Consider the following 15,312-nt stretch of genomic DNA (forward strand, 5'->3'; position numbering starts at 1 on the left):
CAAATGGAGTGGTTCATGCAGGATTTTCGCCAGGAATTCATCGCCTACGCCGTCGCACGCAACGTGCTGCGTTTCGGTGAGTTCAAGACCAAGGCCGGGCGGCTGTCGCCCTACTTCTTCAATGCCGGGCTGTTCAACGACGGCGAGGCGCTGGCGAAACTGTCCCAATTCTACGCCCAGGCCTTGGTGGCGTCGGGCTTGCAGTGCGACGTGCTGTTCGGGCCGGCCTACAAGGGCATCCCCCTGGTGGCCTCGATCGCCCTGGTGCTGGCCCAGCAGGGCAAGAACTACCCCTACGCCTATAACCGCAAGGAAGCCAAGGACCACGGCGAGGGCGGTGTGCTGGTGGGCGCTCCCCTGGCCGGCCGGGTGCTGATCGTGGACGACGTGATCTCCGCCGGCACCTCGGTGCGCGAATCGGTGGAGCTGATCCGCCAGGCCGGCGCCACCCCCGCCGGGGTGCTGATCGCCCTGGACCGCATGGAGCGGGGCCAGGGTGAGCTGTCGGCGGTCCAGGAAGTGACCCGGGACTACGGCATCCCGGTGGTGGCGGTGGCCACCCTGGACGACCTGATGGCCTACCTGGGCGACCACGCCGACCTGGCCGCCCACGCCGACGCGGTGGCCCGCTACCGGTCCAACTACGGTGTCGCCCGCTAACCGTTCCACCCCACGATTGGCGCCGGCCCTGCTGCTGGCGCTGGCGGCCGCGTCGGCAGGCGTCTGGCCCGCCGCGGCCCAGGCCGGCACCCGCCTGGTGTGCTGCGAGGACCCGGCTTCCGGCCGGACCGTGTGCATGGATTCGATGCCGCCCCAATGCGTCGGCCACGCCTGGCGCGAGCTGGACGAGCGCGGCAATGTGGTGAAGCGGGTCGAAGGCCCCATCTCCGCCGAATTGCGCGCCCAGCGCGAGGCCGAGGCCCGGCGCAAGAAGGAGGAAGAGGCGGCCAAGCGTGAGCAGCGGCGCAAGGACCAGGCCCTGCTCGACACCTACCCCAACGGCGAGAAGGACATCGACTTCCTCCAGGCCCGTTGGGAGAGGGACGTGCAGGAATCGCTGAAGCGCGCCGAGGGCCGCCTGGCCGACGCCCTGAAGCAACAGAAGCGCTATCAGGACGAAGCCGAGTTCTACAAGAAGAAGGCGATGCCCGAGGAATTGCGCCGCAACGTGAGCGAGGTGAGCTCCGAGATCAAGTCCCAGACCGAGATCATCGAGGCCAAGAAGAAGGAATTGGATTCGGTTCGCGCTAAGTTCGACGACGATCGTCGCCGTTACCGTGAACTCACCAGCCGGATTCCCGCCCAGACCACGGCCGGTCCGGGGGTGGACCGGGGGCGCCAGTAGCGCCGGCCCGGCCGCAATCCGGTTGTCGTGCGGCGATAGCACGACGCCCCGAACGACAACGCCAGCCCGAGGGCTGGCGTTTGTCATTGGGCGGCCGGATGTGTGGGCCGATAAGCGGCTTCAGCCGGCCAGCTTGGCCTTGAGCAGGTCGTTGACCTGCTGCGGGTTGGCCTTGCCCTTGGCTGCCTTCATCACCTGGCCGACCAGGGCGTTGAAGGCCTTCTCCTTGCCGGCCTTGTACTCGGCCACGTTGCCCGGATTGGCGGCCAGCACCTCGTCCACCAGCTTCTCGATGGCGCCGCTGTCGGTGATCTGCTTCAAGCCCTGCTTGTCGATCACTTCGTCGGCGGATTGGCCGTCGCCGTTCCACAGGGCTTCGAACACCTTCTTGGCGATGGCGTTGGAGATGGTGTTGTCGCCGATGCGCGCCACCAGGCCGGCCAGCTGGGCGGCGGACACGGGCGAATCGCCGATCTCGCGGCCGTCCTTGTTGAGCCGGGCGGACAGCTCGCCCATCACCCAGTTGGCCACGGTCTTGGCCTGGGTCTTGCCGGCGGCGCCCAGGGCGGCCAGGGCGGCGTCGAAGTAGTCGGCCACTTCCAGGGAGGCGGTCAGGGTCGCCGCATCGTAAGCGGACAGGCCGTACTCGGCTTCCAGGCGGGCGCGCTTTTCGCCGGGCAGCTCGGGCATGGTCGCCTTGACCTCGGCCTTCCAGGCGTCGGAAATCACCAGGGGCAGCAGGTCCGGGTCCGGGAAGTAGCGGTAGTCCTGGGCGTCCTCCTTGCTGCGCATGGCCCGGGTCTCGCCAGTGTCCGGGTCGAACAGCACGGTGGCCTGCTCGATCTTGCCGCCGTCCTCCAGGGTCTCGATCTGCCAGCGCACTTCATAGTCGATGGCCTGCTGCAGGAAGCGGAAGGAGTTGAGGTTCTTGATCTCACGCCGGGTGCCGAAGGCTTCCTGGCCCTTGGGGCGCACCGAGACGTTGGCGTCGCAGCGGAACGAGCCTTCCTGCATGTTGCCGTCGCAGATGCCGATCCAGCGCACCAGGGCGTGCAGGGTCTTGGCGTAGGCCACGGCTTCGGCCGAGGAGCGCATGTCGGGCTCGGAGACGATCTCCAGCAGCGGCGTGCCCGCCCGGTTGAGGTCGATGCCAGTCTTGCCGTGGAAGTCCTCGTGCAGGGACTTGCCGGCATCTTCTTCGAGGTGGGCCCGGGTCAGGCGTACGGTCTTCTCGTAGGCGTTTTCCCCTTGCCCGACTTGCAGCACCAGGTTGCCGCCCACCACCACCGGCAGCTCGAACTGGCTGATCTGGTAGCCCTTGGGCAGGTCCGGGTAGAAGTAGTTCTTACGGGCGAACACCGAGCGCGGCGACACCTCGGCGCCCACCGCCAAGCCGAACCTGATGGCGCATTCGACGGCCTTGCGGTTGAGCACTGGCAGCACGCCGGGCAGGGCCAGGTCGATGGCCGCGGCCTGGGTGTTGGGTTCGGCGCCGAAGGCGGTGGAACTGCCGGAGAAAATCTTGGAGACGGTCGAGAGCTGGGCGTGGGTCTCGAGACCGATGACAACTTCCCACTGCATTTACAGGCCCTCCGGCATCTGCTGGTGCCAGTCGGTGGCACGCTGGTACTGGTGGGCGACGTTCAGCAGGCGGGCCTCGCTGAAGTAGTCGCCGATCAATTGCAGCCCCACTGGCAGGCGCTTGCCGTTGCGTTGGGCGAAGCCGCAGGGCAGGGACATGCCGGGCAGGCCGGCCAGGTTGACGGCGATGGTGTAGATGTCCGAGAGGTACATCTGCACCGGATCGGCCGCCTTCTCGCCGGCGCGGAAGGCCACGTCCGGGCTGGTCGGGCCGAGGATCACGTCGCACTGGGCGAAGGCCGCGGCAAAGTCCTGGGCGATCAGGCGGCGCACCTTCTGGGCTTGCAGGTAGTAGGCGTCGTAGTAGCCGTGGGACAGCACGTAGGTGCCGATCAGGATGCGGCGCTTCACTTCGGCGCCGAAGCCTTCGGCGCGGCTGTTCTTGTACAGCGAAGTCAGGTCGGTGTACTCGGCGGCGCGGTGGCCGTAGCGCACCCCGTCGAAGCGCGACAGGTTGGAACTGGCTTCGGCCGGGGCGATCACGTAGTAGGCCGGCACCGACAGCTTCATGTTGGGCAGCGACACCTCCACGATCTCGGCGCCCAGCTTGCGGTATTCGGCAATGGCCGCGTCGACCGCCTGGGCCACGTCGGCGTTCATGCCGTCGGCGAAGAATTCCTTGGGCAGGCCGATCTTCAGGCCGGCCAGGGGCTGCTCCAGATCGCGGGCGTAGTCTTCGACCGGCCGGTCCAGGCTGGTGGAGTCCTTGGGGTCGAAACCGGCCATGGCGGAGAGCAGCAGGGCACAGTCCTCGGCGCTCTTGCCCATGGGGCCGGCCTGGTCCAGGGACGAGGCGAAGGCGATCATGCCCCAGCGCGACACCACGCCGTAGGTGGGCTTGAGGCCGGTCAGGTTGCACAGGGCGGCGGGCTGGCGGATCGAGCCGCCGGTGTCGGTGCCGGTGGCGATCGGCGCCATGCGGGCGGCCACCGCCGCCGCAGAGCCGCCGGAAGAGCCGCCGGGCACCCGGCTGCGGTCCCAGGGGTTCTGCACCGGGCCGTAGTAGGAGGTTTCGTTGGACGAGCCCATGGCGAACTCGTCCATGTTGGTCTTGCCCAGGGACACCATGCCGGCGTCCTTTTCCAGGCGGGTGACCACGTGGGCGTCGTAGGGCGAGACGAAGGTCTCGAGCATCTTCGAGCCGCAGGTGGTGCGCCAGCCTTCGGCGCAGAAGATGTCCTTCTGGGCCAGGGGCACCCCGGTCAGGGCATGGGCGTTGCCGGCGGCGCGGCGGGCGTCCGCCGCCTGGGCGGCGGCCAGGGACCTCGCCGCATCCACGGTGACGTAGGCGTTGAGGTCCGGGTTGAGCCGGGCGATGCGGTCGAGGTAGAGCTGGGTCAGCTCGACGCTGGAGATGCGCTTGTCGGCCAGGGCGGCCGAGAGTTCCTTGAGGGAGGCGTTGATCATGGCTTACTCGATCACCTTGGGCACGAGGTACAGGCCGGCCTCGGTTTCCGGGGCGACGGCCTGGTAGGTGGCGCGGCGGTCGGTTTCCGTGACGGCGTCGTCGCGCAGGCGCTGGGCCAGATCCTGGGCGTGGGCCATGGGGGCGACGTTGGTGGTGTCGACCGACTGAAGTTCGTCGATCATGGCGAGAATGCCGTTCAATTTGTCGCGAACGGCCTCGCTTTCGGCGGGCGTCACCTCGATGCGGGCAAGGTGGGCGATCCGGGCGACCTGGTCGAGGGTCAGAGACATGGGAGAAACACCCGTAAAGTCTTATACTGGAAAGCTTTATAAGGTATCATAAAAGCTTTATTCGCCGCAGCCCGCAGGGGTTTCGGCGCCCCGGCGCAAGCGGCGCGGACCTGCTCGGGACGGAGGTGGCTTGGGTGTGTAGCCCCGAGTGGAAAACCGTCTTCCCGGCCCGTCGGCGTGGTTGTCCGGCATAGCTAAAATTCAGGATTTCAGATGCGGGGCCGTTGGGGAGCGGTCCGGCGGACACCAAGCTCAAGGATTCAATCGCAAATGTTCGGCTTTCTGCGCAGTTACTTTTCCAACGACCTGGCCATCGACCTGGGTACCGCCAATACCCTGATCTACGTGCGTGGCAAGGGCATCGTTCTGGACGAACCGTCGGTGGTGGCGATCCGCCTCGAAGGCGGCCCCAACGCCAAGAAGACCATTCAGGCGGTGGGCAAGGAAGCCAAGCTGATGCTGGGCAAGACGCCGGGCACCATCACCGCCATCCGCCCGATGAAGGACGGCGTGATCGCCGACTTCACCGTGACCGAGCAGATGCTCAAGCAGTTCATCAAGAAGGTCCACGACTCCAAGCTGCTGTCCCCCTCGCCGCGCATCATCATCTGCGTGCCCTGCGGCTCGACCCAGGTGGAGCGCCGCGCCATCCGCGAATCCGCCATCGGCGCCGGCGCCTCCCAGGTGTACCTGATCGAGGAGCCGATGGCTGCCGCCATCGGCGCCGGGCTGCCGGTGGCCGAGGCCACCGGCTCCATGGTGGTGGACATCGGCGGCGGCACCACCGAGGTGGGCGTGATCTCCCTGGGCGGCATGGTGTATTCGACCTCGGTGCGCGTCGGCGGCGACAAGTTCGACGAAGCCATCATCAACTACATCCGCCGCAACTACGGCATGCTGATCGGCGAAACCACCGCCGAGAACATCAAGAAGGAAATCGGTTCCGCCTTCCCCGGCTCCGAGGTGAAGGAGATGGAAGTGAAGGGCCGCAACCTGGCCGAGGGCATTCCCCGCGCCTTCACCATTTCCTCCAACGAGATCCTCGAAGCCCTCACCGAACCGCTCAACCAGATCGTTTCCGCAGTCAAGTCGGCCCTGGAGCAGACCCCGCCCGAACTCGGCGCGGACATCGCCGAGCGGGGCATGGTGCTCACCGGCGGCGGCGCCCTGTTGCGCGATCTGGACCGCCTGCTGATGGAAGAGACCGGCCTGCCCGTGGTGGTCGGCGAAGACCCGCTGACCTGCGTGGTGCGCGGTTCCGGCCTGGCCCTGGAAAAGATGGACAAGCTCGGCAGCATCTTCGCCAACGAGTGATCCGGCGTATCGGACACCGCGCGAGCACACCGTGATTCCCTGGGGCGGTACCCCGTGGGCCGGGACGATCAAGTCGCCCGGCCCGTGTCGTTTGGGCCGCCGCTTCGTTTTCTCCCCCCTCCCCGTTTCTTCCTGACCGCCGATGGACCATCAGCCGCCCCCGTTCTTCAAGCGCGGCCCGGCGCCCCTGGCGCTCCTGTCGATCTATCTCGGCCTGTCCGTGTCGCTGCTGGTCCTCGACCACCGCTTTCACTACCTGGAGCTGCTGCGTAAGGGCATCGCCACCGTGGTCCTGCCCCTGCAAGAGGCGGTCCAGGCCCCGTTGCGCGCCATGACCGGCGTGGGCAGCTACTTCTACACGGTGGACGTCCTTAAGGGCGAGAACCAGGACCTGCAACGCCGCCACCTGGAGGACGCCGCCGCCCTGGCCCGGGTCCAGCAGCTGGAAACCGAGAACCAGCGCCTGCGCCGCCTGCTTGACATGCGCGAGCGGCTTGCTACCAGCGGCAAGGTGGCCCAGATCATCTACGGCAACCGGGACCCGTTCACCCGCCGCGTGGTGGTGGACAAGGGCAGCCAGTCCGGCCTGACCCTGGGCCAGCCGGTGATCGACGACGTGGGCGTGATCGGCCAGGTGACCCGGCTCTATCCCTTCCTCGCCGAGGTCACCCTGATCACCGACAAGGACCAGGCGGTGCCGGTCCAGGTGGTGCGCAACGGCCTGCGCTCGGTGGTGTTCGGCCTAGGCAACGGCGCCCTGGAGCTGCGCTACATGCCGGCCAACGCCGACGTGCAGAACGGCGACGTGCTGGTCACCTCGGGGCTCGACGGCGTCTTCCCGGCCGGCTTCCCGGTGGCCAAGGTGGTGCGCATCGAGCGCGATGCCTCCTACACCTTCGCCCGCATCATCTGCGTGCCCCTGGCCGGGGTCGAGCAGCACGGCGAGGTGCTGGTGATCAACCCGGCCCCCACTGCCCCGCCCCGGCCCGAGCCCGAGGTCAAGAGCGACCCGGACGACAAGGCCGTCGAGCGGGCCATGAACAAATCCAACAAGCTGAAGAAGGCCCGCCAGGGGCGCAACTGAGTTTGGACAAGGAATAGCCATGCAACCGACCTTCTCCTCGTCCCGCATCCTGCTGCCGGCCCGGCCCTGGTTCGTGCACCTGACCGTGATCCTGGCCTTCCTGCTCAACTGCCTGCCTACCGGCAACTGGCCCGGGGTGCCCGACTGGGTGGCCCTGGTGCTGTGCTTCTGGGGGGTGCGCGAATCCCGCCTGGTGGGTATGGGCTGGGGCTTCGTCCTCGGCCTGGCGATGGATGTGGCCGACGGCAGCCTGATGGGCCAGCACGCCCTGGCCTACGTGCTGGTGGCCTACGCTGCCGCCGCCCTGTCGCGCCGCGTGCTGTGGTTCCCCCTGCTCACCCAGGCCCTGCACGTCCTGCCCATCCTGGTGGGCGCCGAGGTGCTGCAACTGGCCATCCGCGCCTGGGCCGGGGCCGAACCGCCCAGCCTGTACTTCCTGGCCACGCCCCTGGTGGCCACCGTGCTCTGGGTGCCCGTCACCTACCTGCTGCTGCTGCCCCAGTACCAACCGGTGGAGCGGGACGCCAACCGGCCCATCTGACGCCGCGCCCCGCCACACCGCCCGAGATCCGCCTGCCATGCCCCACGACTTCGCCAGCCAGGACCGGGAGCTGTCCCAGTTTCGCTTCCGCCTCGGATTTGCCGGGGTGTTCGTGCTGCTCTGCTTCACCCTGCTGTTCGTCCGCTTCTTCTATTTGCAGGTGGTGCAGCACGACTACTACGCCACCCGCGCCGAGGACAACCGCATCTCCCTGATCCCGATCATGCCCAACCGGGGGCTGATCCTGGATGCCAACGGGCTGGTGATGGCGCGCAACTACTCCGCCTTCACCCTGGAGATCGTGCCGTCCAAGAGTGGCGACCTGGACGAGACCATCGACGACCTCGCCACCCTCATCGACATCCAGCCCCGGGACCGGCGCCGCTTCAAGAAGCTGCTCGACGAGAGCAAGAACTTCGAGTCGATCCCGATCCGCACCAAGCTGACCGACGAGGAAGTGGCCCGCTTCGCCGCCAACCGCTACCGCTTCCCCGGGGTCGAGGTGAAGGCCCGCCTGTTCCGCCAGTATCCCCAGGGAGCCCTGGGCGCCCACGCCGTCGGCTACATCAACCGCATCAACGCCAAGGACGTGGACTGGATCGAGGAGAACGAGCAGAGCGCCAACTACAAGGGCACCGAGCACATCGGCAAGACCGGCCTGGAGCAGCACTACGAATTCGACCTGCACGGCACCACCGGCTACGAGCAGGTGGAGGTGGACGCTGGTGGCCGGGCCATCCGCACCCTGGCGCGTACCGCGCCGGTCCCGGGCAACAACCTGACCCTGACCCTGGACAGCAAGCTCCAGGACGTGGCCGAGAAGGCCTTCGGCAACCGGCGCGGCTCCCTGGTGGCGATCGAGCCCACCACCGGCGGCATCCTCGCCCTGGTGTCCACCCCCACCTTCGACCCCAACCTGTTCGTGGACGGCATCGACCCGCAAAGCTGGAAGGAACTGAACGAGTCGCCGGACAAGCCGATGGTGAACCGGGCCCTCAACGGCGCCTACCCGCCGGGCTCCACCTTCAAGCCGTTCATGGCCCTGGCCGCCCTGGAAACCGGCAAGCGTACCTCGGCCCAGGCCATCGCCGACCCGGGCTACTTCAACTTCGGCGGCCACCAGTTCCGCGACGACAAGAAGGGCGGCCACGGCATGGTGGACATGTACAAGTCCATCGTGCAGTCCTGCGACACCTACTACTACATCCTGGCCAACGACATGGGCATCGACAACATCGCCGGCTTCATGAAGCAGCTCGGCTTTGGCCAGGTCACCGGCATCGACATCGCCGGCGAGTCGGTGGGGGTGTTGCCCTCGCCGGAATGGAAGAAGCGCCGCTTCAAGCGCCCCGAACAGCAGAAGTGGTTCGCCGGCGAGACCATCTCCATCGGCATCGGCCAGGGCTACAACGCCTACACCCCGTTGCAGCTGGCGGTGGCCACCGCCACCCTGGCCAACAACGGGGTGATGTACAAGCCGCACCTGGTCAAATACATCACCGACACCCGCACCGGCGAAAAGCGCATGGTCGAGCCCAAGCCCCTGCGCAGCCTCCCCTTCAAGCAGCAGAACATCGACACCATCAAGCACGCCATGGTCGGGGTGATGAAGGAAGGCACCGGCGCCCGGGCCTTTGCCGGGGCCGCCTACGAATCCGCCGGTAAGACCGGCACTGCCCAGGTGTTCTCGCTCAAGGGCGGCAACTACAAGGAATCGGCTACCCACGAGCGGTTGCGCGACCACGCCCTGTTCATTGCCTTCGCCCCGGTGGACCACCCCAAGATCGCCCTGGCGGTGCTGGTGGAAAACGGCGGCTTCGGCGCCCAGTCGGCGGCGCCGATCGCCCGCCAGGTGCTCGACTATTACCTGTCCGGCAAAGAGGCCAAGGGCCCGGCGGCCGAGGACTCCTCGGGAGAAGAAAGTGCCGACGCTCATTAACCGCATCCTCAACCGCCTGTCCGAGCACCTGGACGGCCCCCTGCTGGTGATCGCCGGGCTGCTGCTGCTGATCGGCACCTCCACCGTCTATTCGGCCACCTACACCACCCTGTCCCGGGTGCCCAGCCAGATCCTCAACATCACCACCGCCTTCGCCGTGATGTGGCTGGTGGCCCGCACCCCGCCCACTACCCTGATGCGCTTCGCCGTGCCGCTCTACGTGGTCGGCCTGGCGCTGCTGGTGCTGGTCTTCCTCTTCGGCGTCAAGGTCAACGGCGCGCGGCGCTGGCTGTCCATCGGCTTCACCCGCATCCAGCCCTCCGAGATCATGAAGATCGCCATGCCGCTGATGCTGGCCTGGTACTTCCACAAGCACGAGGCGGCGCTCAGGCTCAAGCACTACGTGGTGGCGGCCCTGATCCTGGCGGTGCCCTTCGGCCTGATCGCCAAGCAGCCCGATCTGGGCACGGCGATCCTGGTGGGGGCGGCGGGCTTCTTCGTCATCTTCTTCGCCGGCCTGTCGTGGAAGGTGCTGGTGGGCCTGCTGGTCGCCGGCGCCTCGGCCCTGCCCTTTCTCTGGAACGTGCTGCACGACTACCAGCGCAAGCGCGTGCTGACCCTGCTCGATCCCAGTTCCGACCCCCTGGGGGCGGGCTACCACATCATCCAGTCCACCATCGCCATCGGCTCCGGCGGCGCCCTGGGCAAGGGCTGGCTCAACGGCACCCAGACCCACCTGGAGTTCATCCCGGAGCGCCACACCGACTTCATCTTCGCGGTGTTCTCCGAAGAGTGGGGCCTGGTCGGCAACATCGTCCTGCTGGTGCTCTACTTCCTGCTCATCGGCCGCTGCCTGGTGATCGCCACCAACGCCCCGACCCTGTTCTCGCGCCTGCTCGCCGCCGCCGTCACCGGCTCGTTCTTCACCTGCGTGTTCGTGAACATGGGCATGGTCTCGGGCATCCTGCCGGTGGTGGGGGTGCCCCTGCCGTTCATGTCCTACGGCGGGACCGCTCTGGTAACCTTCGCCCTGGGCCTGGGCATCCTGATGAGCATCCAGACCCACCGCATGCTGGTGAAGAAATGAGCCGAACCGACCGCGCCCTCCCCGGCTGGCTGGCCCTGTGCGCCGCCTCCGCCCTGGCTGCCGCCCTGGCCGCCTGCGGCGGCGCGCCGGTCCGCAGCGGCGACGGCGCCGACGCCAAGGCCCCGGGCAAGAGCGCCAAGCGCATGATCCCGGCGCGCAAGGGGGGCGGCTACTATCAGGACGACGGCCCGGGAGACGAGATTCCCGCCGACCTGGACCAGGTGCCCGACGCCGTGCCGCGCCTGGAACCCCTGCACCGCTTCGCCAACCGGCCCTACGTGGTGCTGGGCAAGGAGTACGTGCCCAACACCAGCCTGCAGCCCTACAAGGCGCGGGGCATCGGCAGCTGGTACGGCAAGAAATTCCACGGCCAGAAAACCTCCATCGGCGAACCCTACGACATGTTCGCCATGACCGCCGCCCACCCGACCCTGGCGATTCCCTCTTACGTGCGGGTGACCAACCCGGCCAACGGCCGCTCGGTGGTGGTGCGGGTCACCGACCGGGGGCCGTTCCACGCCGACCGGGTGATCGACCTGTCCTACACCGCCGCCTACAAGCTCGGCTACATCAACAACGGCAGCACCCTGGTGGAGGTGGAATCCATCCTGCCCGGCGACTTCCCGCCGGCCGGGGCGACCTACGCCCAGGTGGCGCCGCCGCCCCCGGTCCGCCCCGCCGCGGCGCCGGCGTCCGCGCCCGCTGCCAGCACCACTGCCGGCGACAGCCGCCCGGACCTGGGCCCGGCCGCCCAGGCCGAGCTGGAGCAGTTGGAAAAGCGCCTCAACCGGGCCGAGACGCCGGCCAAGAGTTCGGCCATCGGCAACCTGTTCGTCCAGCTCGGCGCCTTCTCCAGCGCCGACAACGCCGAATCCCTGCGCGCCCGCCTGTCCCGGGAACTGGACTGGCTCGACGGCCTGGGCATCTTCGCCGCCGGCGGCATCCACCGCGTCCAGGCCGGCCCCTTCGCCAACCGGGGCGAAGCCGACCGGGTGGCGGAAAAAATCCGCCTGGCCCTGGGCTTCAAGCCCACCATCGTCACCCGCTGACGCGGCGCCGGCCGGTTGCGGCCGATCCCCGGCTTCACCCTCCCCACCCAAACCCCGCGCCCCGCCTCGTTCTCCGGGCAGGCACCGTGGAAAGGCGCAAAAACAAAGGCCCTTGGTGCATCGTGCGCCAAGGGCCTTTATCCATGCGGGGTTCCGCAGGATGAGCGCCGAAGATCAGGCCGGGCCGGTGGTCTTGTAGATGAAGGCCGAGCGGGTCACGTCGGTCATCCACACCAGCCCGTCGCCGATCTGGCCGGTCTGGCTGATCGTGACGATGCAGTCGACGATGGCCTCGGCCACGTCGTCCGGGGCGACGATCTCGATGCGCACCTTGGGCGTGTAGTCGGTCAGTTCCTCCTTGATCGACGAGGGCGGGGCGTGGCGGCTCGGGGCGCTGCAGCCCTCGGCCTTGCTCACCGTCATGCCGGGAAAGCCGGGCAGGTCGCGCAGGGCGGCGCGCAGGGCGGTGAGCTTGTTGGGGCGGATGACCGCCTTGATTTCCTTCATGCTTCTACCTCTTCTTCGTCGAACCAGCGGTACAGGGTGGGCACCACCACCAGGGTGAGCAGGGTCGAGGTGATCAGGCCGCCGATCACCACGATGGCCAGGGGCCGCTGCACTTCCGAACCCGGGCCGTTGGCGAACAGGAACGGGATCAGGCCGAGCATGGCCACCGTGGCGGTCATCATCACCGGGCGGAAGCGCAGGGTGGCGCCCTGCACCACTGCCTCGGCAAGGCTCATGCCCTCGCGGCGCAGGCCGCGGATGTAGGACACCAGCACCACCCCGTTGAGCACGGCGATGCCCCATAGGGCGATGAAGCCTACCGAGGCGGGCACCGACAGGTACTCGCCGGTGACCGCCAGGCCGATGATGCCGCCGATGGAGGCGAAGGGCAGCACCATGATGATCAGGGTGGCGTAGCGCAGGGAGCCGAACAGCAGGAAGAGCAGGAAGAAGATGGCTGCCACGGTGATCGGGATGATCACCATCAGGTGCGACAGGGCCCGCTCCATGTTCTGGAACTGGCCGCCCCACTCCAGGTAGTAGCCTTCCGGCAGCTTCATCTTTTCTCCCACCTTCTGCTGCAGCTCGGCGACGAAGCCGCCCAGGTCCCGGTCGCGCACGTTCACGCCGACGACGATGCGCCGTTTGGCGGTCTCGCGGCTGATCTGGGCCGGGCCGTCGGACAGGCGGATCTCGGCCACGTCCTCCAGGGGTACCTGGGCGCCGCCCGGGCTGCTGATGAGGATGCGGCGGATGGCTTCCACGTTGTTGCGGAAGCGCTCGGGCAGGCGCACCACCGTGGCGAAGCGCCGCTCGCCTTCGTAGATGTCGGTGGCTTCCTTGCCGCCGATGGCGGTCTCAATCACGTCGTGCACGTCGGCGGCGTTGAGGCCGTGGCGGGCGATGGCCTGGCGGTCGATCTCGATCAGCAGGTACTGCTGGCCGGTGACCCGCTCGACGCGAAGGTCCTGGGCGCCGGGGATGGCCTGGGCGATCTTGGCGATGGCCTCGGCGGTCTTGCGCAGCTGCTCAATGTCGTCGCCGAACACCTTCACGGCGATGTCCGAGCGCACCCCGGTGACCATTTCGTCCACCCGGTCCGAAATCGGCTGGGCCATCACCACCTGAACCCCGGGCAGCACCTTGAGCTTGTCGCGGATGGCGGTGTCGATGTCGTCCTGGGTCCAGCCGGCGGGCCACTCGCTGCGCGGCTTGAGGCTGACGATGGGGGTCGATTCGTTGGGCCCCTGGGGGTCCGCCGGCGACTCGCCGCGGCCCACGCCGGACACCGCCGACTTCACCCCGGGCACCTCCATCACCAGGCGCATCGCCTCCATCTCCATCTTGATCGATTCTTCCAGGGAGATGTTGGGCACCCGGTTGATGCCCGGCACCACCGAGCCTTCCTTCATCTCGGGGATGAAGGCGGTGCCGAGCAGGGGGATCAGCAGCAGGGAGGCGATGAAGGCCGCCACCGCTCCGCCCACGGTCTTGCGTCCGTGGGCCAGGGCCCAGTGCAGCATCTTCAGGTAGGGCTTCTTCAGCTTGGCGATCAGCCAGGTGTCGTGCTCGCCCTGGCCCGCCGGCACCTTGAGCAGGTAGGAGGAGAGCACCGGCGACAGGGTCAGGGACAGCACCAGGGATACCGCCAGGGCGATGGCGATGGTGAAGGCCAGAGGCGCGAACATCTTGCCTTCCATGCCCTCCAGGGTCATCAGCGGCAGGAACACCAGGATGATGATGCCGACGCCGAAGATCACCGGGGTGGCCACCTCGGTCACCGCGTTGAACAGGATGCGGATGCGGCTTTCCCCCGAGTCGCCGTGGCGGCCCAGGTGGGCGAAGGCGTTCTCCACCACCACCACCGAGCCGTCCACCATCAGGCCGATGGCGATGGCCAGGCCGCCCAGGGACATCAGGTTGGCCGACAGCCCGGCCTTGTTCATGGCGAAGAAGGTGAGCAGCGGGGTGAGCACCAGGGTGGCCACCACGATCAGGGACGAGCGCACGTCGCCGAGGAACAGGAACAGCACCACCACCACCAGCACCACCCCTTCGAGCAGCACCTTGGTGACGGTCCACAGGGCCGCGTCCACCAGTTCGGAGCGATCGTAGTAGGGCACGATCTTGAGTCCGCCGGGGAGCATGTCCCGGTCGTTGATCTCCTGCACCCGCTCCTTGATACGGCTGACGATCTGCTTGGCGTTGCCGCCGGCGGTCATCAGCACGATGCCGCCCACCGCCTCGGTGACGCCGTTCTTGACCAGGGCGCCCTGGCGCACCTCGTGGCCGATCTCGACACTGGCCACGTCGCGCAGGTACACCGGCACCCCGTCCTTTTCCTTGAGCACGATGGCGCGCAGGTCGTCCTCGTCCTTGGCCAGGCCGACGCCGCGGATCAGGTACTGCTCGGCGTAGTGGGGCAGCACGCCGCCGCCGGAGTTGGCGTTGTTGCGCGCCACCGCCTGGTACACCTCGGCCACGGTCAGGCCGTAGTGGCGCAGTCGGTTGGGGTCCACCAGCACCTGGTACTGCTTGACGTAGCCGCCTTGGGAGTTGATCTCGGCCACCCCGGGGATCGAGCGCAGCAGTGGCCGCACCACCCAGTCCTGGGCGACGCGGCGCATCATCAACTCTTCCTCGGTCAGCACCCGGTCGCCGTCGTCGGCCCGGTCCAGGGTGTACTGGTAGATCTCGCCCAGGCCGGTGGAGACGGGCCCGAGCACCGGGGTGATGCCGGCGGGCAGGCGCGAGCCCACTTCGAGCATGCGCTCCATGACCAACTGGCGGGCGAAATAGACGCTGGTCTGGTCGGTGAACACCAAGGTGATCAGGGAGAGGCCCGGCTTGTTCAGCGAGCGCATCTCGGTCAGCCCGGGCAGGCCGGTCATGGCGATTTCCAGGGGCACCGTGGCGAAGCGCTCCACCTCTTCGGGTGAGCGGCCCGGGGCCTCGGTGGCGATCTGCACCTGGACGTTGGTCACGTCAGGGAAGGCGTCCACCGACAGCTTGCGCGCGGCGTCCAGGCCGAAGGCGCAGAGGATCGCCGCCAGCACGACGACGATCAGGCGCTGCTTGAGCGAGGCGCGGATAAGGGCGTCGATCAC

At 67.8% G+C, this 15,312-nt stretch carries 13 protein-coding genes; 8 read left to right on the forward strand and 5 right to left on the reverse strand.

Annotation, left to right across the window (positions count from 1 at the left end):
• Window positions 1–15: 15 nt before the first annotated feature.
• Together pyrE and V7Z98_RS05275 are read left to right on the forward strand one after the other, a co-directional pair.
• Entirely contained in the window at window positions 16–660 is a 645-nt protein-coding gene (pyrE, locus tag V7Z98_RS05270) for an orotate phosphoribosyltransferase (RefSeq protein WP_293260682.1), read from the forward strand.
• Window positions 647–1,345, forward strand: coding sequence for a hypothetical protein (locus V7Z98_RS05275; protein WP_334157246.1), 699 nt, complete (start codon window positions 647–649; stop codon window positions 1,343–1,345). The genes pyrE and V7Z98_RS05275 overlap by 14 nt, the downstream gene beginning before the upstream one ends.
• Before the next feature lie 120 nt (window positions 1,346–1,465).
• On the opposite strand, the gene gatB is transcribed toward V7Z98_RS05275, so the two are convergent.
• From gatB to gatC, 3 genes are read right to left on the reverse strand one after another with little or no spacing between them, the layout of a single operon-like run.
• On the reverse strand, window positions 1,466–2,926 hold the full coding sequence (gatB, locus tag V7Z98_RS05280) for an Asp-tRNA(Asn)/Glu-tRNA(Gln) amidotransferase subunit GatB (protein WP_334157247.1): 1,461 nt from the start codon (window positions 2,924–2,926) through the stop codon (window positions 1,466–1,468).
• Window positions 2,927–4,393 carry an Asp-tRNA(Asn)/Glu-tRNA(Gln) amidotransferase subunit GatA gene (gene gatA / locus V7Z98_RS05285; protein WP_334157248.1) on the reverse strand — a complete coding sequence of 489 codons (1,467 nt, stop codon included), beginning with the start codon at window positions 4,391–4,393 and terminating at the stop codon, window positions 2,927–2,929. It abuts the gene before it with no gap.
• 3 nt (window positions 4,394–4,396) lie between these two features.
• The gene (gatC, locus tag V7Z98_RS05290; RefSeq protein WP_334157249.1) at window positions 4,397–4,684 is read right to left on the reverse strand and encodes an Asp-tRNA(Asn)/Glu-tRNA(Gln) amidotransferase subunit GatC; all 288 of its coding nucleotides are present in this window, start codon (window positions 4,682–4,684) and stop codon (window positions 4,397–4,399) included.
• A gap of 270 nt (window positions 4,685–4,954) precedes the next feature.
• On the opposite strand from gatC, the gene V7Z98_RS05295 reads away from it, so the two are divergent.
• The 6 genes from V7Z98_RS05295 (at window position 4,955) to V7Z98_RS05320 (ending at window position 11,698) form a co-directional block, all read left to right on the forward strand.
• Window positions 4,955–5,998 carry a rod shape-determining protein gene (locus V7Z98_RS05295; RefSeq protein ID WP_293260666.1) on the forward strand — a complete coding sequence of 348 codons (1,044 nt, stop codon included), beginning with the start codon at window positions 4,955–4,957 and terminating at the stop codon, window positions 5,996–5,998.
• Between the two features lie 142 nt (window positions 5,999–6,140).
• On the forward strand, window positions 6,141–7,082 hold the full coding sequence (mreC, locus tag V7Z98_RS05300) for a rod shape-determining protein MreC (RefSeq protein ID WP_293260663.1): 942 nt from the start codon (window positions 6,141–6,143) through the stop codon (window positions 7,080–7,082).
• 19 nt (window positions 7,083–7,101) lie between these two features.
• Complete coding sequence (gene mreD / locus V7Z98_RS05305; RefSeq protein WP_293260660.1) at window positions 7,102–7,623, forward strand: rod shape-determining protein MreD; 522 nt, start codon at window positions 7,102–7,104, stop codon at window positions 7,621–7,623.
• Window positions 7,624–7,660: 37 nt separating this feature from the next.
• Window positions 7,661–9,562 carry a penicillin-binding protein 2 gene (gene mrdA / locus V7Z98_RS05310; RefSeq protein ID WP_334157250.1) on the forward strand — a complete coding sequence of 634 codons (1,902 nt, stop codon included), beginning with the start codon at window positions 7,661–7,663 and terminating at the stop codon, window positions 9,560–9,562.
• Window positions 9,546–10,649, forward strand: coding sequence for a rod shape-determining protein RodA (gene rodA, locus V7Z98_RS05315; protein WP_293260654.1), 1,104 nt, complete (start codon window positions 9,546–9,548; stop codon window positions 10,647–10,649). The genes mrdA and rodA overlap by 17 nt, the downstream gene beginning before the upstream one ends.
• Window positions 10,646–11,698 (forward strand): septal ring lytic transglycosylase RlpA family protein, encoded by a 1,053-nt coding sequence (locus V7Z98_RS05320; RefSeq protein WP_293260652.1) that lies wholly within the window; start codon window positions 10,646–10,648, stop codon window positions 11,696–11,698. Before rodA ends, V7Z98_RS05320 begins: the two co-directional genes overlap by 4 nt.
• A 174-nt stretch (window positions 11,699–11,872) precedes the next feature.
• Here the strand turns inward: V7Z98_RS05320 and V7Z98_RS05325 are convergent, their stop codons facing one another.
• Window positions 11,873–12,205 carry a P-II family nitrogen regulator gene (locus V7Z98_RS05325; RefSeq protein WP_293260650.1) on the reverse strand — a complete coding sequence of 111 codons (333 nt, stop codon included), beginning with the start codon at window positions 12,203–12,205 and terminating at the stop codon, window positions 11,873–11,875.
• A complete protein-coding gene (locus V7Z98_RS05330; protein ID WP_334157251.1) occupies window positions 12,202–15,312 on the reverse strand; it encodes an efflux RND transporter permease subunit in 3,111 nt (1,036 codons plus the stop codon). The genes V7Z98_RS05325 and V7Z98_RS05330 overlap by 4 nt, the downstream gene beginning before the upstream one ends.

The organism is Oryzomicrobium sp. (genome assembly GCF_036820405.1).
In the GTDB taxonomy this organism is placed as follows: Bacteria; Pseudomonadota; Gammaproteobacteria; order Burkholderiales; family Rhodocyclaceae; genus Oryzomicrobium.